The sequence below is a fragment of the Streptomyces sp. MZ04 genome (assembly GCF_004684775.1).
In the GTDB taxonomy this organism is placed as follows: domain Bacteria; phylum Actinomycetota; class Actinomycetes; order Streptomycetales; family Streptomycetaceae; genus Streptomyces.
The window spans coordinates 1-19,732 of sequence record NZ_SRIC01000151.1 but is presented as its reverse complement, the minus strand read 5'-3'; the positions used below and the strand labels follow the sequence as shown (position 1 = coordinate 19,732).

The following is a 19,732-nucleotide window of genomic DNA, read 5'->3' as shown; positions in this document are numbered from 1 at the left end:
GGGGTGGGCAGCCTCATGCTCCGTCTCACGGCGGGACTCCACGCCGTCTGGCAGGGACTGGACGGAGGTCCGGTCCTGATCGGCGGCTGCGACATCGCCGTCGACCGATCCTCGCTGCGGTTCACGGCACATCGGGCGGATGCGCGCCGCGCCCGCCAGACGTTCCGGCTCTGGCCGGAGACCGGGCAGACACGATCGGCGCTTGAGGTCTCTTTCCCCACGGAACTCGGCTTCGCCTTCTCCAGCCACCGTGCCGGGACCGACCTGTTCACCACCGGCGGCCTGGCGCGTACCCGGCTCGACCGGCCACGCACCGCGGCCGGCCATCGCATCGACTGCTCGCTGAGGGTGACGTACCAACTGCTGCACGGGGCCGACGGAGTCGAGCTCTCGCTGGACTCCGAGGAGTCCGACGAAGACCTCGGCGGGCGAGTCACCTCCATGGCCCTCGCGCTGTCCAACGCACTGCTGACCACCACACCGCCGTTCCGGCTCTCCCTCTCCGGGCCGCTCGCCCCCACCGGCGGCCTTGACTCCGGCGAGCTCGAACTCTTCTTCCGGCTCCGACACCTGCTCCCCACGCTCCCCGACCCCTACGCGGCCAACTTCTCGCCGCTTCCCGGCCCTTCGGTACCGGACGACGCCGCACGAGTCCGGGCGCGTGTCGCCTGGTCCACGGCCCAGGAAGCATGGCTGACGATCGAGCTGCGGCCGGCGACAGGGACCGTCGGCGAGAGCGGGTCCGTGGAGATACCGGCGGCACTCGTGCCGACGCCCGTGACCCTGCCGGTCGAGGACGAGGTCGCGGACGAGGAAGACGGGGAGCTGGGAGCGGATCTTCCGGGTCAGTTCGACAACTGGCTGGTCATCAGGCACCGCAGCGGACTGGCTCTCCTGGACGTCTCCTCGTCCGCCGACCAGCTGGGAGTGAGCGTGGCCCTGCCGAGTGGGTCGGAGCGGGCCCCCTTCACCGTCGAAAGTCTCTCGCTCCACACGGAGGCATCGAACACGCTGGTCTTCCTGCTGCCGCAGTTCCAGTGGGAGCCGGTCCGCAACCGGGCCAACCCGCTGACCGGCGACAAGAACGGGATGCTCAAGTTCCGCAGTGACGGTGGACCGACCCTGATGGGCGCGCGCCCCGTGACTCCCTCTGTGACTCTCGTACCGGTCACACCGGTCCACGTGGCCAACGAGATCCTCAGAGCCCATGAGCTGGACGACGCCCACGCCGCCGTCCTCTTCACCCTGCCCTTCGGGATGAAAGCCGTCGCGGAACTCAACCCGATCGACCGCCGTTACGAGGAACCCCCCACCCTGCGGATGCTCCACGCCCGGTTCGTGGGGTTCACGGGCGCGGCCCAGTTGAGCCTGCGGGCCGGCACCCTGGCGAAATCCGGGCACGGCGAGGAACCCGGCTCCCCACCGCCGACGCACCTGGCAGGCCGGGCGTGGCAGTCGAAGACCTTCAGTCCGACGGGTCCCCCCAATGCGACGCCCACCTCCGTGCTCGGAATCCTCCGAGGAGACTTCAACAGCACGTTCGCGAGGGAAGTCCCCCTGTCGCGCATCGACTTCGGCGGTTATGGCGCCAGTCTCGTCAGCCGTTGGGTGAACGACTCCGAGGCCGCCGTGCAGGTCAGCCAGGTCATGTTCGACGGCTATCAAGGTCGTACGGCCTTCGAACGGATCCAGCTCACCACCATCCTCGAACCCTGCGACGCGGTGTTGGTTCGGACCATCACGCTCGAACGCTACGGAAGCGGAGCGGTCGTCCGGTGGGACAGCGGCTGGGAGGCGACCACTCCTGGCCTCTTCCAGCACCCCAAGGCCGACCACGTCGTCCATCCGGGCGTCGTGCGCGGCATGTTCGACATCCGGGAGATCCGGGACACGGACCACTACGTCGAGCTCGCGCCGGACAACGGAGTCGAGGCCCGCATGCAGGCCGTGTACTACGACGCGGATGTCGAGATCGAGGGCGTGCAGGAGGGGCAGGGCGCCGATGGCCGCGTACCCGTCCACCACCAGCTGGGATTCGTCCAGCGGATTCCGCTCGCGTCGCCGATCTCCAGCATGGGTGTGGGGTCGCTGACCCCTGACCAGCTCAAGGAGCTCTTCGATCGGGAGGGCCCGATCGGCGGCCCGGTCGACTGCACCGTCACCATCGGCACCTCACCGCACATGATGCGCGTCACCGGCGTCTACGCCGACAACGCCGGCGCCACCATTCCGGGCACCAGCGACCCCGAGTTCGCCGTGGCCGTCCACGGCAGCCCCCACCTTCCCGCTGCCGGGCAATGGAGCGTCGTACGCGTCGACGGCACCACCAAAGCCGTCGAACCGGTGGACGCGCAGCTGGGTGTGCCACTCATCCGCCGGAACGCCGCCGCACCCGGGACGCCCAACACCCATCCCTACCGGTGGGCGGACCCCAAGCACCTGTTCACCCCCGATCCGGACGCGGACTACGCCCTGCTGTTCGCCGGCGAGACCCAGCGCATCCTCTACCCCCGCCCCAAGGTCGGGCACGACGACACGGACATCACCAGCGACCTCGAGCCGCGGCTCGCGGACCCCTACACGATGCTGCGGGCCGGCGGACTCTTCCCACCCGTCGACGAGGCCATGAAGCTCAAGGCCCCGTATCCGCTCTCCCTGGCCTCCGGACACCTGCGACTGGTACCGGACGAGGTCTCCTTCCAGCCGCCCTTCGGCCACGCGCAGCGGCTCGTGAACGGATCCGCATGGACTGCGGACGCCCAGTACCCGGGTGCGGACGCCCAGTCCCCCGGAGCGAAGTTCACCGTCAAGTCGGCGCAGGACTGGACGATCGCCGCCGCCCGGATCCACCAGCAGCTCGCCTTCGGTCCCATGGGCGCGATCCTGACCTTCGTCCACGACGTGCAGTCGCCCGCCGTCGGCGCGACCGCCTTCCCCAAGCCTGAGGTCCGCCCCGGCCCGGCCCTCGAACCGGTGGCCGAGGTACTGGACCTGCTCCGGAATCTGGTCCCCACGGCAGAGGAGGACGGGCTGCCCGGCCCGCTGCACGTCACGTCTTCGTTCGGCGGCACCACGTACCGGCTGGCCGCAGTCGCCGACTTCATGCTCGAAGGAGAGCAGGGGGAGGGGGTGGAATGCGGCGTCGGGAAGGTCCGCGGCGGACTCAAGCTCGGCGCGGACCTCGTCGCGGACGTGCTGGCGGCCGACGTCGGCGGCTCTGTCTTCCTCGAGATCACCGGCAGCTATCAGCAGCTGATCATCCCGGCGGTCTACGGCGGGGGCGAGCTGCGGTTCCGGATCCGGGGGGACGCGTCGGGCGCCGCGTCCGTGGAGCTCGACGCCTGTACGGTCGGATCGGTCGGCGGCACGCTCATCCCCCGCCTCATCGAACTCGAAGCCACGGTCAAGTACGGCTACTTCATCGGAATCAACAACACCGGCGACGCCTTCCAGCCCGGCATCGTGCTCGGCATGTCGGGGCGCGCCATGCTCCTGTCCGGCCTGCTCGGCTTCAGCCTCTCCGTAGAGGGGAGGCTCACCGTTCAGCGCGCCCAGCTCGATCCCGCCCACCCGGAGGACACAACCGTCACGCTGCGCGGCGACATCCTGGTGGCCGGCACGGTCACCGTCGCCTGGGCGGTGACGAAGAGGAAGTCGTTCCGCACGACCTATGACGTCAAGGTGGGCTGGGAGATGCTCCTGGCGGGCGCCAAGGCCGGAATCCTGCCCGTGCCTTGACCAGGGAGCCCCCGATGGCCATCAACAGCGCGCCACTGAACATCCTGGCCTTCCCCCAGCGGTGGCGCCCGCAGACGCAGCCGGCCTCCCTCACGCTCGCCTTGCTCGTCCTTCCGAAGGGCAACCCGTTGACGGCGTTCCAGGGCACGGCGACCGCCTTCGCCGATGCCCATCTCTCCTTCGACGCCGTGATCGTGCCCACCCTCGACGCGCTGCCGACGCCCGCAGCGACCAACGAGCGGCGTGCCCTCACCACCGCCCGGCCGACCCGCAAGCGGGTCCTCTTCGACGCTCTGGGCGACAACTTCGAGATCCGGCCGGCGACGGCGCCCGACGACGACAAGACCCCTGCCGGCGTCAAGAAGTTCCTCCCCCTGAGCTACCGCGACGCCACCCACTACTCGGAGTCGGACTCCGGCTACTTCGTCACCGACACGTCGTACGAATGTGCTCTCAAGGCCGCTACGACACCCGCTCCGGGTGAGCCCGACGCCGGGCTCGAGTGGGAGGAGATTCTCGCCCTGGTGCTGCGCCAGCCGCGGCTCGCACGCGAGCTGGGGCTGATCCACGAGGCGACCCTCGAATTTCCCACGGGCAACCCTTTCGCCCAGGGTGGCTATCTCTTCGCCGACCTCGCCGCCGGCAGCGCCTACCGAGCCGAGGTGGACAACGACTCCAGCCTCCTCGCACGCTTCGCCGCCCGCATCCCTCCGCTCGCGAACACCACCGATCGCCCTGTTTTCGCCTCCGTGCTCTTCCCCGTCACCGGAGTGGGCACCTTCGACGACGTGTTCGTCGAAGCAGACGCCTACGACAGCGGATTCGCCCGCGCGGTGCATGGGTCACAGGCACGTCGCTCCGCGCAGATCGAGCACGAACTGGAGCCGCCCCCCGGAGCCTTGCCGCCCGTCAAGGACACCGGCATCCGACTCGGCTGGGACGACGAACAGGTGACCATCTGGCTCAACCGACAGTTCGACGTCAACGTCTACGGACCCGGCCCTTCGCCCGACTCGCCGCTGGGCGTCGCGGGTTACCGCGTCGACGTGCGTCGCGAGGACGCGGGCCCCGACGCGGCCTGGCACTCCCTCGTGGCCGTTCGCGGCGACCTCGTACTCGACGGCATCGACCTCGGTGTCTTCGACGACGAACTGGCCGTCGAAACCGTCCCGGTCAATTCCACTCTCAACGCCGCGGAAGCCTTCTGGCTGCCGAGCTACTTCGCCGCCTGGACCGGCGGATCGATCGTCCTCCCGGACCCCGACGCCTTCCGCATCACCGGAGACCACAAGCTCGGCACCGACGCCGTCTACCACTCAGTGGGCGCAGGCACGCCGCTGCTGCGATACGGACACACCTACCAGTTCCGGGTCCGGCTCATGGACCTGACCGGTGGCGGACCGACGGCCGGCGACCCGCACGACGACAGCGCGGGGCCGGCGCCGACGGCTCAAGTGCCGTTCCGCCGCTTCGTCCCCCCGGGACCCGTCAGGGTCGCCCCGGAGGGCGGCCTGCTCGAGGACGGGAAGAGCGCGGTCTATCAGATCCGGCGCCCGCTCCTTGGCTACCCCGACGTCGTCTACACAGGCCTCCCGAATGCCATGGACCTGCTCCTCGCCGATGCCCCCGCGGCCGAGGCGGCCCATCGGGAGGCCGCACTGCCGGACCCGGACGTGACTCATCTGCGGATCGACGTCCTGGTCCGCACGACCGTCGGTGACCCGGCCGCCGACTCCGACATGGGCCTGCCCTACGAGCCGCTCTACTCCGTGCACAGGGAGTTCGCACCCGCCGCGGACCAGCCGCTGACCCTCCGCGCGGTGTTCGAGGACGTAGCCCGCGTCGACACGCTCAAGGACCGCATACTGGGCGCACTCGATCCCCTGTGCCTGCCCACGGCCCGCGACGTCCGGCTCGTGCTCACCCCCGTCGGGAGCGTGGATCCCACGCTCGCCCACTGGGGCTCGCAGGAAGCACGGGTCGGGTCCGCGCCCGTGGGCCTGAAACTGCGCACACCGTCCGAGGACGAGCGCCTTCTCCTGAGACTGCCGGCCGACGGCCGGGACATTCAGGCGATCTTCCTTCAGCCGGACCCGCCTTCCGGCGGTCCGGCCCTTGAGGCCCAGCTCGCCGCCGCCGGCCGGCGGCGCCATGACGCGCCGTCGGATCTGGTGGATCGTCTCGCGCACCAGCTGGGTCTGGTGCGCTCCGGACTCATGCTCTCGGCATCCCGTGGCAGGCGCCTCGTCCTGGGGGTGGCAAACGAACTGTGTCACACGCTCAACCCCGACCGCTCCTCCGTCACCTTCGGCGCCAAGGACGATCTGGCCCTTCGATGGCTGGTGTGCGTCCGTCTTTCCCTCGAACGGGACTGGACCTGGGACGCGCTCGCGCCCATCGCCTTCTCGGTACGCCGGGCCGGCGAGGTCGTGGGCGAGCTCGTGCTGCCGGGCACGGTCAACCGGGACGCGATGAGCGAACCCGACCGGGAACGGACCGAGATCCTCTTCCTCGACGCCTACGACCCCAAGACTGGTGGTGGTACGCCCCACGAGACCCGGCTCACATACACCCTGACGCCGAAGTTCCGCACCGGCGAGGAGCCCAAGCACCGGGACCCCGACCGTGTGTGGCAGCTGACCCTGCCCATCACGACCCCTCCCGCCCAGGTTCCGCGACTCCGCTCCGCCGGGTTCGCCGCCAGCAACTACGTACGGGACCTTGCCCGGTACACCTCCACCGAGGAACGGCGCCGCAGGCTCTTCGTGGAGCTCGACCGTCCACCGGACGACGAGAACGACCGCTACTTCGCCCGTGTCCTCGCCCACGGCCCCGATCCGATGCTCCTGGACGGCTATGACCGGGCCCTGCCGGAGCCCGCCGAGCCGCCGCTCGACGTGCACGAGCCCATCCGCGTCATCACCCCGAGCAGCTCGAAGGACTGCGCCGGCCTGACGCTGATGCAGGAGCTCATCCCCTCCGACGATCCAGCGGACATGCCACCCGAGGAAGGCCGCCGTTACCTGCTCCCGCTGCCCGAAGGGCTTGACGCCGACGCGCCCGAGCTCTTCGGCTTCTTCGTCTACGAACTGAGGGTCGGCCACGACTGCACGCGCTGGAGCACCGCCCAGGGCCGCTTCGGCCTGCCGCTACGGGTGGCCGGCGTGCAGCACCCCCCACCGCAGCTCCGCTGCGCCGTCTCACGCACCGAACGCGCGGTCAGCGTCAGCGCACCCCACGCGGTCCCGGTCAACCAGGGCACGGACCTCCGCCCGTTCCCGCCGAGGACGAGGATCAGCGCGCTGCTGTACGCCCAAGTACTCCAGGCCGACGGCCAGGACTGGCGCAACATCCTGCTGCAGACCGAGTCCGCCCCAGAGCCGGACAACTCCCAGTACGACCGAGCGGATCGCCACTTCTTCCAGAGCGTGGTCACCTTCCCGCATCACGACATCCGAGGGCGGCTCGATGCCCTCGGCCTGCCGGCCGACGCCACCCTCAGCGTCCTCGCCGTCGAAGTCCTGCCCGAACGGGCAAGCGCGCGGGACCCCCTCGGCGAAGGCCTCGGCGGCACACGCATCCTCCGCACCTCGCCACTCACTCCTGTGCCGGCCATTTGCACACCGGAGCGGAGGCTGTGAGCGCCGTTGCCGATTCGCCCGCACCGAATGGAGCGTCAAAATGGTCACCGCCTACAAGCAGATCAAGGTGAACTTCGCCGGTTCCTTCCAATGCCGACTGGCAACAGACACCGATCCGACCACCAGTTCACGGAGCGACCCGTACGGTGACCTGCGGTCGCCGGCATCCACCGGTTGGACCTTCGACTACAACGAGACGGCATTCGACAGGATCATCCGGTGCCAGTCGCCGGTTGAGTTGCGCAGCGCGCTGGTCGACCCGTTCGTACCGGTAAAGATCACCACGATAGAGACTCAACAGCAGAGCCTCGTTCCCGGATTCGAGTTCCCGTTGGTGACCGTCCCCGCCGACCCGCTGCTCGGCCTGCCGGTCTCCCTGGGCGCCAACCCGGTCTTCGACGCCGCCGCCGGCAGTGGAGCCTCGTTCGAGAAGATTCTGAACTGCGTGGTCACTTTCGGTACAGTGCTGACGGCCACGCCGGTATCGCCGCCGCAGATCACGGGACTTGTGGGGACCGGCGCCACCGCCGAATACCTGTTCGAGAAGCCGCCCCAGATTTTCGCGGCCCTGGCGCTGGGTCGGATCGGCGCCACACGGGCCAAAGTGCTGGCGCAACCAATGCAGCCGCCCGCTGTTGGCCCGCCTCATTATATCCAGAGGTACTCCGCGTACTTCGGGTACAAGGAGAGCTCAAAACCCGTGGGTGTCTCACTCTCCGCGCCCGGGTCCGTGGGCTTCCTTGCCGCAATACTGCTGAGCTGGACCGCGACACCCACGCTGGAACTGACCTTCTCGCGATTCGACGGCGACACTCTCACAGGCCACGTGGAGGGTTGCGTACGCGCGGTCAAGTAGACAATCGCCGCTGGCGCGTTCGCGTCATGGCGTGCCCGTGCCATGGCGCATGCACGTCACGGCGTGAATGCGCAGGGCCCGCACGTGGATCGGGGCGCGGTCGCCGGGACACCCTGAGGTGGTGCCGCCGTGGGGCGGTGCGTGACACCCCTGAACGTGCGTCCCCTGAAGGAGACACCTTTCGTGAGCATTGCGCTGAGCAGACCTGTGGAGCGGATCACGAGGACCCCGTTCCGGATCACCACGGCCCCGCTGGAGTCCGCCGGTGAGCTGCGTGTCGGACAGCTGTCGGGGCCGTACGTGGCCGCCGATGTGCTGGCCAGGTTCCTGCGGGCCGACGGGCGGCACGTCCTGTTCACCGGCGCCACCGCCGACCACGCCACCGCCGTGGAGGCACGGGCACTGCGCCGGGGCCGCAGCGCCGCCGAGGTGGCCGCCGGGTTCCGGGCCGCCATCGACGCGGACTGGCAGCGGGCGGGCATCACCTTCGACAGGATCGTGCGGGCCCGCCGCGACCGGGGATACGGCCGCTGGCTCGGCACCCTCGTGGCACGGCTGCACGCCGATGGCATGCTCGCCACGCGTGAGGGCCCCTTGCCGTACTGCGCCCCGTGCGTGCGATGGCTGCACGGCGCGCACGTGACCGGCGGCTGCCCGCACTGCGGCGCGGCCACGGACGGTACGGGCTGCCACGCCTGTGCCCTGCCGTACGACGCGGCCGAACTGACCCGCCCCGTCTGCGTGTTGTGCTCCACGCCCGCCGAACCGCTGCCGTGCCGTCGGCTGTTCCTTCCCCTGGAGCGCTTCCGTGAGCCGCTCGCCGCGTACTGGGCGGCCCTCGGCACACCGGAGCGGCTCACCGGTCTCTTCGCGGCCCTCCTCGCGGACCGGCTGCCCGAGCTGCCGGTGGGGCAGCCGGGGGAGTGGGGGGTGCCCGTGCCGGTGGCCGGTCACGAGGGGCAGCGGGTCGACGGCCGCTTCGAGGCGGCAGCGCTGGAGCTCTACGGCCGGGGCCCGGACATCGGCCGCCCGGCTCCGGGCGAGACGCTGCACTTCGGCGGTCTGCGCGACGCCGTCGACCACACGGTCGTACTGCCCGCCCTCCTGCTCGCCTGCCGAGTGCCGCCGGAGGTCCGCCCCCGGCCGCGCATTCGGCTGAGCGCGGCCCACGGCCCCGGCGCGGACCGCACGTGGGCCCTCGACGCCCTGAACGAGTTCGGCTCGGACGCCGTACGCCGCCACGCCGTGCACGGCGAGGGCGCCGCGCGGGCACGGGCGGTGCTCGACGGGACGTGGAATCACTGGCTCGGTCAACTCTTCGCCTCTGTGGAGGAGTTGAGTGCGGGGCGGGTGCCGTGGGAGGCGCCGGGCGGGCCCGGCTGGCCCGAGCACCGCCGTCGGCTCGCGCACACGGTGCGACTGCTGCGCGCGGCGTACGGGGACGGGGGTGCGGACACCTTCGACCCGCACCGCGCGGTGCGGCTGCTCGACGCGACGGTCCGCATGACGCAGGCGCTGCCCAGGGCAGTGGAACTCCCGCAACTGGCAGGGCAGTTGAGTGTCGCGGCGGCGCTCACCGCATGGGCCCACCCGGTCATGCCGGAGGGCGCGCGGCGGCTCGCGGGCGCACTCGGGGTCCCGGCGGGCGGCCCTGTCACCCTCGACGCACTCACGGCGCCGCGGCCCGGCACACTGGTCCGGCCGCCGTCGGCCCCGGTCTTCGGGTTCTGAACGGTTCTGAACGGCCGGGGTCAGTCCAGCCAGCCGAGCCGCATCGCCTGCACACCCGCCTCGAAGCGGCTTGACGCCCCCAGCTCCTGCATGAGTTCGGAGAGGATACGGCTCACGGTGCGCAGCGAGACGCCGAGGCCGCGGGCGATCTTCTCGTCCTTCATGCCGGTGGCCAGCATGCGCAGGGCGGCGCGCTGCTGCTCGGTGAGCCCGGAGCTGTCCCGGGCGCACTCGCCCTGTTCGCCGTACGGGGTGGCCGTGCGCCAGAGGTGTTCGTAGAACGCGGCGTACGAGCGGACCAGGGCGGGCCCGCGGGCCAGGATCGCCCCGGCCTCGTGGTGCTCGGGGTCCATGGGGAGGAGCACGACCCGCCGGTCGGCGAGGATCATGTTCAACGGGATGTCCGCGGAGATCCGCAGCTCGGCACCGACCGCGGCCTTGTGGGCGAGCAGTTCGGCGCCGTGCGCGGTGTTGAGGGCCGTCCCGTTGACCAGGTGGCGCACTCGCACGCCCTTGGCGACCTGGCGGCGGTCACGGGACAGGGCGCGCTCCGGGATCTCCCGGCCCGCGCCGATCTGCGGCTGCAGCGCAGCGAGGTCGTGCTCGACCGTGTCGGTGATGTCCTCCATGACCTGCTGGATGCGCCGGTAGTCGGTGATGATCTCGACCTCGACCTCGGCGGAGGGCGCGAGGACCTCGGAGCGCAGGAAGCGGGTGGCCAGGGACTCCAGGCGGCCGTTGACCTGCTCGGCGCGGCGCAGGTCCTCGCGCAGCCGCCCCCGCTCGCCCTCGAGGAGCTTGATCAGGGCCATCTCGGGGCTGACCACGGCGACGGAGTCGGTCTCGGCCTCGGACGGCTCGCCCGCGGCTAGGGCGAGCCGGTTGTCGTGCGTGGCGCCCGTGGGCACGACCAGGCCCAGGTCGAGCAGTTCGCGGCGGCACCGCTCGCGTTCCTCCGGGCCGAGCCCGAGTTCGGCGACGGCCTCCTCGAAGTCGGAGGCGCCGCGCCTGCGCAACTCCGCGTAGAGGGCGAGCGCCAGATCCTCGGCGCGTGCCCCGGTTCTCTCCACGGCCCTGACGACTGTCACCGCACCGCCCCCTCGCTGTCGGTTCCCCTTCCCTGCGCGTGATCCTACGTGAACCAAGATCACGCGCTCCGGGAACCCGAACGGCGGTGAAACGGCGGTCAAACGGCGGTCAGGGGAACGAGACCACCGTGGAGGGCACCGTGTCGCTGCCCGACGTAGGGGCGCCGGTGGCGTTGATGACGTGGGCGTACTGGCCCTTGCCGCCGAGCGAGACGACCAGGAGGTGGTGGAACTTCACGCCCGGTGTGTTCGGGGCGGCGAAGCCGTGCTCCTGGACGATGGTCGGGTCGACGTTGTAGTAGCAGTAGCTGCCGAGGCCCCAGCCCTCGTGGGCGGTGACGGAGTCGGCGACCTTGTAGGAGGCGAAGCCGCGGAGGTCGCCGTTCTGGATCGCCGCCTGGTTCGGGGCGTCGTACGCCTTCTCGTTCTGGTAGAAGATCGTGCGCCCGCGCTCGCCGTTCCACTGCACGTCGTACTTGTTGAAGTGCTCCACGAACAGGCCGGTGGCCAGCACGTCGTCGCCGTTGACGACGACGCCGTAGTCGGCCCGGTTGGTCTCCCAGCCGACGCCGTCGCCGTGGTCGGCACGCCAGACCCAGGTGTGGTCGACGACGGTGTGCCGACTGTTGATCACCATGCTGGTGGTGGCCTTGCCCGCGCCCGCGCCGCCGATGCGGACGAACACGTCCTGGACGGTCGTCGGGTTGCCGGCGTGGGCGGCGCTCGCGCCCCGCGGCCCGATCTCCACCAGCGTCTCGGAGTTGGCCGCTCCGGCGTCGACAAGGAAGCCCGCGAGCCGCACCCCGTCCACGTCGGCTGTCTTCACCGCGGTCACCCCGCCGTCGGGGACGAGGGTGGCGTAACCGATGCCGAGGACCACGGTGTTGGCCCGCTTGACCTCGATCGGCCGGTCGAGGTGGTAGATGCCGGGGGTGAGCAGGAGGTGCAGCCCCTGGTCGAGCGCGGCGTTGAGGGTGGCGGCGGTGTCGCCCTCCTTGGCGAGATAGAAGGCGGACAGGGAGAGGGATTCGCCCTGCGGGGTGCCGCTGCCCCAGCTGGTGCCCCGGGCGTTGGTGCGCAGGGCGGGCAGGAAGACCTTGTACTCCCCGCCGTCGAGGTGGAGGAAGGGCTTCTCCCGGGAGTACGGGGTGGTGTCCAGGGTGGTGTACGGCGGGTTGGGGAAGGCGTTGGCGGGGGCACCCTCGACCCCCGAATAGACCATGTTCCAGACGCCGTTGAGCCAGCCGCCGACCGAGCTGTCGCGGGTGTACCACTGCTGCTGGGAGTAGGGCTGGACGGTGCCGTCGATCCGGCTGTCGGCGATGTAGCCGCCGCTGGCCCAGCCGTAGCCGTCGGGGGCGAGGTTCAGGTTGCCGCGCACATGCATGCGGCGGAACGGGGCGGCCTGGGAGACCGCCCAGCGGTTGGCGCCGCTGACCGGGGCCAGGGAGAGGTTCTCCGCCGAACGCCAGAAGTTCTGGGTGGCGTTGCCGTTGAACCAGCCGGCGTCGACGGTGACGTCACCGTTGATGTGGGTGTCGTCGGGGGACAGGCCCAGGCCCATGATCGAGGTGTAGAAGCCGATCTGGGCGTTGAGCCCGCTGTAGGTGCCGGGCTTGAAGAGCAGGGCGTAGCGGTCCGTGCCGAACTGCGCCGACTCCTGCCGCTTGAACACCTCGTCCAGCTTCGCCTGGATGCCGGCGGTGGACGGGTCGAAGACGATGACGTTCGGCCCGAAATCCGGATCGGCGGCGGACGCGGCAGGCGTCGCTCGCGTCTCGCCGGCGGTGGCCGTGTGCGAGCCGAGCAGTCCGGTGGCCGGAACGGCCAGGGCGGCGGCCAGAGCGCCGCGGCGGGAGAGGGGAAGGTGCGCTGACATGGGCAACTCGCTTCGCTGGTGGGGGGATTGCCGTGCCGTCCTGCGTTCGGAACATGAACGGAGAAGGCTGAGAGAGCGCTCTCACGCGTTGGATAGTTGTGTCTGCGGCAGGGCGCGTCAAGGGGGTGCGCGTGATGTCGTGCCGACTTCGGTGAAGGAAGGTAACTAGGTGAGGGAAGTCAACCAGGTAATGGTGTAGGCGAGTTGGGGCCGATAGCTCACACGTGGGCGGTATGCGCCGCTGTGTCGTCCGGCGCCGGACTCGGCCGGTCGGCACGGACCACACCAAAGACGTCCGCCATCCGCAGCGCCGCCTCCAGGTCGCCGTCGACCTCGATGACCTCGGCGCTCAGCGCGTCCTCGAGCGGCAGGGAGCCCGCACCCATTTGCAGCAGCGTTCCCAGGTCGGTGACCAGGGTCGCGGCCGCGTCCGCGGCGGGGCCGAGGTCCGTCTCGACGGTGCCGTCGTCGACGCGGGCGTGGAAGATGAGCCCGTCGACCACGAACTCATAGGTCTCGCGCACCCCACGCGCGTGCTCGGGGCGGAAGGTCGCCCCGACCGCGCCCACGATGCCGTGACGGCCTCCGGTGGCCTCGGGGTGCGCGCCGAGGATCGCGATCACCCGTGCGGCGGCCGGGAGTTCGCCGTCGAGCCGGGCGAGCCCGCGCGCCACCGCGTCCTCGATGTCCATGAGGCGGGCGCCGACGGCGAGGAACGTCCCGAGGTCGGAGGTCATCGAGCAGACGGCGTCCGGCGCCGAGCCGTGCCGGATGTCGAGTACGCCGTCGTCGACACGGAGATGGAAGACGTCCCCGCTCACCGAGAACTGGTACGTCTCCCGTACGCCCCGCGCCTCCTCCGGCCGGAAGCTCGCCCGCAGACACCCGAGCACCCAGCTGATCCGGAAGGTGTCGCCGGGCCGGGTCGTGACCGGAAGGCGCATGCCCCAGCGGGTGAGTTCGTCGACCAACGGGCGCATGGCGGCACCGAGTTCGGTCAGTTCATAGACCGTGGACGCCGCCGGGGCCGGCAGCTTGGCCTGGCTGAGAATGCCCGCGTCGCGCAGTGCGCGCAGCCGCTCCGCCAGGACGTTGGGGCCGATGCCGGGCAGTCCCGCGACGAGGTCGGTGTAGCGCCGGGGGCCGAGCAGCAGCTCGCGCACGATCAGTAGCGACCAGCGGCCGCCGACGACGTCCAGGGCCCGTGCGGCGGGGCAGTGCTGGTCATAGCTGCGATTCATGCGAGAGAGGTCGCCTTTCTCATCAATAGCGGCTCCTTAGATTTTCGATAGTAGCGGTGAACTCGGGGGCGCCCGCGGGGGTTGCCTCGCTGGTGCGCCTCCGTACCCGCGGGTGCAGGATGAGGCGGACGTGCGATCCGCCAGGAACGAGGCCCCGATGTCAGTGCGAGAGCTCTCCGACATGCCCGCCGAGATGAAGGCGGTCCAGTACCGCAGCGTCGGCGCCGACCCCGAGGTCGTCACCGTCCCGCGCCCCGAACCCGGTCCCGGGCAGGTACTCCTGAAGGTCACCGCCGCCGGCGTCTGTCACTCCGACATCGCGGTGATGAGCTGGCCGGCCGAGGCGCTGACCTTCCCGCTGCCCCTCACCCTCGGCCACGAGGGCGCGGGGACCGTCGCCGCCCTTGGCGAGGGCGTGACCGGCTTCGACCTCGGCGACTCCGTGGCCGTGTACGGGCCGTGGGGCTGCGGCACCTGCCTGATGTGCGCGCAGGGCAAGGAGAACTACTGCACGCGCGCCGCGGAGCTGGGCATCCGCCCGCCGGGACTCGGGGCGCCGGGCGCCATCGCCGAGTACATGATCGTGGACGACCCGCGCCACCTGGTCCCGCTGGGTGGCCTCGACCCGGTCACCGCCGTGCCGCTCACCGACGCGGGCCTGACCCCGTACCACGCCATCAAGACCTCGCTGCCCAAGCTGACCCCCGGCAGCACCGCCGTGGTCATCGGCACCGGCGGCCTGGGTCACGTCGCCATCCAGCTGCTGCGCGCGCTGACGCCGGCGTGGGTGATCGCCCTGGACGTCACCGAGGAGAAGCTGCGCCTGGCCCGCGAGGTAGGCGCCCACGAGGCCGTCCTTTCGGACAAGGAGGCGGCGGACAAGGTCCGCGAGCTGACCGGCGGCCTGGGCGCCGAGGCGGTGTTCGACTTCGTCGGCGCCCCGCCCACCGTCGCCACGGCGACCGCCTGCGCCGCGGTCGAGTCGGACGTCACCATCGTCGGCATCGGCGGCGGCGCGGCATCCGTGGGATTCGGCACGACTCCGTACGACACCGCGGTCCGTGCCCCCTATTGGGGCAGCAGGGCCGAGCTGATCGAGGTCCTTGACCTGGCCCGCTCCGGCGCGATCGACGTCCACGTGGAGCGGTACGCCATCGACGACGCCCCCAAGGCGTACGAGCACCTGCACGAGGGCCGGATCAACGGCCGCGCGGTGATCCTCCCCAACGGCTGACCGCCCGGCGCCCACCGGACGCGGAGGCCACCGGATGCGAAGTGCGCCGTATGCCGGGAACCTGGATGAGGGGGAGACGCATACAGGAAGGTTCCCCATGTCAGTCATGGACAAGCTCAAGCAGATGCTCAAGGGCCACGAGGACCAGGCCGGGAAGGGCATCGACAAGGCAGGCGACTTCGTCGACGAGAAGTCCCAGGGCAAGTACAGCAGCCAGGTCGACACCGCCCAGGACAAGCTGAAGGACCAGCTCGGCGGCACGGACCGGGGTGAGCAACCCCCGCAGTCATAGAGGCGTGCCGGAACGGCGCCGGTGACGAACCCGGCGCCGTCGCCGGCGAGGCGAAACTACGGGGCGAGCTGCCGCTCCTCCGCGAGGCCCGGTATGTGGGGGCGTGCCGCCGCGATGTAGTCGTAGATCAGCGTGCGTGAGGTGTTCCGTACGCCGTGGAGATCGTCGCGGGTCTCCGCACGCGGTATGCCGTCCACCGCCTGGAGCGCGTCTCGGCCCAGGTCGGCCAGGTCCGGTGCGTCGGTGAGCAGTTCGGCGCGGAACATGGCCTCCATCGCCACGGCCCTCAACCGCTGTGCCTCGCGGCGCAGTTCGTGGAGCTCGACCTGTTCTCTGACCCGGCTGTCGTCGTGCCGGGCGAACCAGTAGTCCATCTGCCCCCGGCGGTAGTTCGCCAACGTGCCGCCGAAGGAGCAGTAGGCGTCGACCCGCTCCTGCCGCAGGCGCTCGTCGCGCGTGAACTGCTCTGCCCGCAGCGCCGTTCGGTGCTGGAGCAGATGAGTCAGCCCGGCGCCCAGGAGGGTACCGAGTACGGCGACGACACTCGTGGCTACGACATCCATGGAGTCAGGGAAACATGTGGGGCCGCCACGCCGGGCCGGATACTCCCGCTCGACTGCCGCTCGACTGCCGCTCGACTGCCGCTCGACTGCCGGACGACTGAGTGTCGCCTGATGTTCGCCTCTGCTTCACCCGGCCCGCACCATGATCAGCGAGCATCTAGGTTCCATGTGCAGTAGCTCCAGGGGGACAACGGTGCAGCGCCCACGCCCGACACGTACCAACTCATCGATCGTCGCGGTCGCTTCGGCCTCCATGGCGGTGGTGGTGTCACTGGCGGGATGCGGGGTCATCGGTGGCGGCGAGAGCGACGACAGGGCGAGCGCGTCCGCGCGTCCCTCCCCGGTGCCCCAGATCGACTGTGCGAAGAAGGCACAGGTCGCGGGGTCGGGTTCGAGCGCCCAGCAGAACGTGATGAAGTACTGGATCAAGCAGTACCAGCAGGCGTGCCCCGGTGTTCAGCTCGCCTACAACCCGCTGGGCTCCGGCGCGGGCGCCGCGCAGTTCCTGCGGGGCGCGACCGCGTTCGGCGGTTCCGACAGCGCGCTGAAGCCTTCGGAGGCCCACAAGGCGCCGGGTGTCTGCCCGGGCGGCAGGGTGATCAACCTGCCGATGGTGGGCGGCCCCATCGCGATCGGCTACAACCTGCCGGGCGTGGACGACCTGGTGCTCGACGCCCCGACCCTCGCCAAGATCTTCGACTCGCGCATCAGCAGCTGGGACGACCCCGAGATCCAGGAGCTGAACCCCGGCACCAAGCTGCCGTCGATTCCGGTCCGGCCGCTGCACCGTTCGGACGACTCGGGCACCACCCAGAACCTTCAGGCGTACCTCGCCGGCGCCGCCCCCGAGTCCTGGCCGTACGAGGCGGAGAAGTCCTGGCAGGGCAGGGGCGGCGGATCGGCGAGCGGCACCAGCGGGGTCGCCTCCGAGGTGAACTCCGCCTTCGGCACGATCGGTTACTTCGAGCTGTCCTTCGCGGAGAGCAAGGACATCAGGACGGTCCGCATCGACACGGGGGCCGCGGAGCCCGTCGCCCCGACTCCGGAGACAGCTTCCGCCGGTATCGCGGCGGCCCAAGTCATCGGCAAGGGCAAGGACTTGACGCTGAAGTTCCGCCATGACCTGTCGGCCGACGGCGCCTACCCGATCTCCCTCGTCACGTACGAGATCGTGTGCGACAAGGGAAACCAGCGCGCGACGCTGCCCGCCCTGAAGTCCTTTCTGACCTACACGGCGGGCGACGAAGGGCAGCGGCTGCTCTCCGAGATCCACTATGCGCCGCTGCCGAAGTCCGTCGCGGCGCAGGTGCGGCAGGTGGTCCGGGACCTGGCCTGACGGCTTGACGGCTTGACGGTCGGACGGCGGGACCCGGAGCCTGCGGCTTCAGCTGGAGCAGCGGGGCAGCTCGGTCCTGGGTACCCCGTGGTCCGTATGAGTCATCGCTATGAGTCATCGCTATGAGTAATCGGTATGAGTAATCGGTATGAGTAATGGGGCAGTTGGCGTCTTCGGCGTGTTCTTCGGCGTGTTTTCCGGGCGGACTTCTGGTATTCACGCCGGGGATCAACTGCCGCCCGCGAACTCGCGTTCGCTGCGCAGGACATCGCGTACTCGACCGAGGAGTTTTAGTGGCCCCAGCACGCCGTCCGCTCGGAACCACCGTCAAGGCGTCGGTGATCGCCCTCGCGACGGCGGGGTTCATCGCCCCCGGTGTCGTCGTCGCCCCCTACGCCGACACCGCGTCCGCCGTTTCCCCGGCCGCGGTGCCGCTGCCCGTCGAGGGCTGGCAGCACGACCGCCTCGCCTCCGGGGTCGACCTCTACCAGGGCACGATCGCCGGCCGTCCCGGTGCCGACCACTGGACGGTCACGGTGCGCGCGAACGGCGCCCAACTCGCCGCCGAGCAGGACGCCCAGGCGCTGGCGGAACGGCTGCGCGGGGCCGGCTTCGGCGCGCGCACCGAGCCGGTGGCCTGGCCCGAGGGGGCCGATCGCAGCGGGCTGATCGGCGTGCGGGTCCGAGTGGGCGAGTTCGCGGCCCGGGCCGATGCCGACGCCCAGCGGCAGGCGCTCGCCGCCGCCGGCTTCGACGCGGTCAGCGAGTGGACCGGCGCCGACGGCGCCCCCGGCACGGGAAGCGCCCGCGTCAAGGTGGCGATCGTCGACCCGAAGCGGTACGGCGGCGCGCTGAAGGCGACCTACGGCACGGCGGTCGCAGGCCGGGAGAAGGTCTCCGACATGGCGGCGGCCGACGACGCCCTGCTCGGCATCAACGCGGGCTTCTTCGTCATGGAGGGCAAGGACGGCGTGCCGGGAGCCGCGGCCGGGATCGCCGTGTACGACGGTGAGTTGCAGAGCGCGGCCACCGACGGCAGGGTCGCGGCCGTGCTGCGCGGAGACGGCCTGCGCCCGGAGTTCAAGAAGCTCAGCACGGTGCTCCGGGTCCGCTCGGGCAAGGCGTCCGCGGTCGTGGACGGCGTCAACCGCGTGCCCGGCCTGGTACGCAACTGCGGTGGCGTCGGCGGGGACGCGCCGACCCAGCGGCCGCAGCACGACGTGACCTGCACCGACCCCGACGAGATCGTCGAGTTCACCGACGAGCTCGGCACCGCGACCCCGGCCGGAGCGGGCCTGGAGGCGGTCGTCGACGCGAGCGGCCGGGTGCGGGAACTGCGCCCGCGCGGCGGGGACGTACCGGAGGGCGGAAGCGTCCTCGCGGGCATCGGCGACGGCGCATCCTGGCTGCGTACGCACGCGAAGCCGGGCGGCGTGCTGACGGTGCACCGGCAGATCAAGGACGAGCAAGGCCGCGCGCTCGAGCTGGGCCCGCACGACGACATCGTCAACGGCGGCCCCGAGCTGGTGCGTGACGGCAAGGTGGCCGTGAACTACGGCGCCGACGGCATCGAGCGGATCGGCGACCGTTCGTTCGCGTACGCCTGGGGCCTCAAGCGCAATCCGCGCGCCCTCCTGGGCGTCGACCGGCAGGGCCGCCTGATCGTCGTCGCCGTGGACGGCCGTCAGCCGGGCAGCAGCGACGGGTTCGGGCTCAACGAGGGCGCGGAACTGATGAAGTCGCTCGGCGCGGTGCGTGCCATGGCGCTCGACGGCGGCGGATCGGTCGCCATGACGGTGAACGGCAAGGTGATCAACTCGCCGTCGGACGGCACCGAGCGCGCGGTGGGCGACGCGCTGCTGCTCTCCCGCTGACGGGCTACCGGACGGGCAGGTGCCGCGGCCCGCGCACCAACAGGCCCGGCCGGTAGGCGAGTTGCACCGGATCGACGGTCAGCCGGCGCCCGGGGAAGGCGTCGAAGAGCAGGGGCAGGGCGATGGCGGCTTCGAGACGGGCGAGCCGTGACCCGACACAGAAGTGCGGACCGTGCCCGAAGGCGGCGTGCGGTGCGGCGCGGGGGGCTGCGGGACACGTGGGGGTCGCCGCAGCCGCACCTATCACTGCCCCCGCCCC

13 protein-coding genes are annotated in these 19,732 nt (G+C 70.8%); 8 read left to right on the top strand and 5 right to left on the bottom strand.

Translation table 11 applies throughout. The annotated features are described in order from the left end of the window. The first annotated feature begins 15 nt into the window (after window positions 1-15). The 4 genes from E2651_RS26820 to E2651_RS26805 all read left to right on the top strand — a co-directional run bounded on the left by E2651_RS26820 (window position 16) and on the right by E2651_RS26805 (window position 9,966). The gene (locus tag E2651_RS26820) at window positions 16-3,738 is read left to right on the top strand and encodes a hypothetical protein (protein WP_135333796.1); all 3,723 of its coding nucleotides are present in this window, start codon (window positions 16-18) and stop codon (window positions 3,736-3,738) included. A 14-nt stretch (window positions 3,739-3,752) separates the two neighbouring features. Then, on the top strand, window positions 3,753-7,379 hold the full coding sequence (locus E2651_RS26815; protein ID WP_135333795.1) for a hypothetical protein: 3,627 nt from the start codon (window positions 3,753-3,755) through the stop codon (window positions 7,377-7,379). A gap of 40 nt (window positions 7,380-7,419) precedes the next feature. After that, the gene (locus E2651_RS26810; protein ID WP_135333794.1) at window positions 7,420-8,235 is read left to right on the top strand and encodes a hypothetical protein; all 816 of its coding nucleotides are present in this window, start codon (window positions 7,420-7,422) and stop codon (window positions 8,233-8,235) included. Window positions 8,236-8,418: 183 nt separating this feature from the next. After that, window positions 8,419-9,966, top strand: a complete 1,548-nt coding sequence (locus E2651_RS26805; RefSeq protein ID WP_245239250.1) for a class I tRNA ligase family protein — start codon at window positions 8,419-8,421, stop codon at window positions 9,964-9,966. Between the two features lie 20 nt (window positions 9,967-9,986). On the opposite strand, the gene E2651_RS26800 is transcribed toward E2651_RS26805, so the two are convergent. The 3 genes from E2651_RS26800 to E2651_RS26790 form a co-directional block, all read right to left on the bottom strand. Next, window positions 9,987-11,054 carry a LuxR C-terminal-related transcriptional regulator gene (locus E2651_RS26800; RefSeq protein ID WP_135333793.1) on the bottom strand — a complete coding sequence of 356 codons (1,068 nt, stop codon included), beginning with the start codon at window positions 11,052-11,054 and terminating at the stop codon, window positions 9,987-9,989. A 109-nt stretch (window positions 11,055-11,163) separates the two neighbouring features. Beyond that, window positions 11,164-12,933: a coagulation factor 5/8 type domain-containing protein gene (locus tag E2651_RS26795; protein ID WP_135333792.1), complete on the bottom strand. Its 1,770-nt coding sequence runs from the start codon at window positions 12,931-12,933 to the stop codon at window positions 11,164-11,166. Between the two features lie 218 nt (window positions 12,934-13,151). Next, a complete protein-coding gene (locus tag E2651_RS26790; protein WP_135333791.1) occupies window positions 13,152-14,174 on the bottom strand; it encodes a helix-turn-helix domain-containing protein in 1,023 nt (340 codons plus the stop codon). 193 nt (window positions 14,175-14,367) lie between these two features. On the opposite strand from E2651_RS26790, the gene E2651_RS26785 reads away from it, so the two are divergent. Further along, window positions 14,368-15,408 (top strand): NAD(P)-dependent alcohol dehydrogenase, encoded by a 1,041-nt coding sequence (locus tag E2651_RS26785; RefSeq protein ID WP_135333798.1) that lies wholly within the window; start codon window positions 14,368-14,370, stop codon window positions 15,406-15,408. Between the two features lie 97 nt (window positions 15,409-15,505). Continuing rightward, the gene (locus E2651_RS26780) at window positions 15,506-15,700 is read left to right on the top strand and encodes an antitoxin (protein ID WP_135333790.1); all 195 of its coding nucleotides are present in this window, start codon (window positions 15,506-15,508) and stop codon (window positions 15,698-15,700) included. Window positions 15,701-15,756: 56 nt separating this feature from the next. Here the strand turns inward: E2651_RS26780 and E2651_RS26775 are convergent, their stop codons facing one another. Then, the gene (locus E2651_RS26775; RefSeq protein ID WP_135333789.1) at window positions 15,757-16,263 is read right to left on the bottom strand and encodes a hypothetical protein; all 507 of its coding nucleotides are present in this window, start codon (window positions 16,261-16,263) and stop codon (window positions 15,757-15,759) included. A 193-nt stretch (window positions 16,264-16,456) separates the two neighbouring features. Here E2651_RS26775 and pstS point away from each other — a divergent pair, with 193 nt between their 5' ends. Then, window positions 16,457-17,599, top strand: coding sequence for a phosphate ABC transporter substrate-binding protein PstS (gene pstS / locus E2651_RS26770; RefSeq protein WP_245239248.1), 1,143 nt, complete (start codon window positions 16,457-16,459; stop codon window positions 17,597-17,599). A 293-nt stretch (window positions 17,600-17,892) separates the two neighbouring features. Then, on the top strand, window positions 17,893-19,473 hold the full coding sequence (locus tag E2651_RS26765) for a phosphodiester glycosidase family protein (RefSeq protein ID WP_209446248.1): 1,581 nt from the start codon (window positions 17,893-17,895) through the stop codon (window positions 19,471-19,473). Window positions 19,474-19,477: 4 nt separating this feature from the next. On the opposite strand, the gene E2651_RS26760 is transcribed toward E2651_RS26765, so the two are convergent. Beyond that, a partial coding sequence (locus E2651_RS26760) for a cytochrome P450 (protein ID WP_135333787.1) occupies window positions 19,478-19,732 on the bottom strand: 255 nt, incomplete at its 5' end.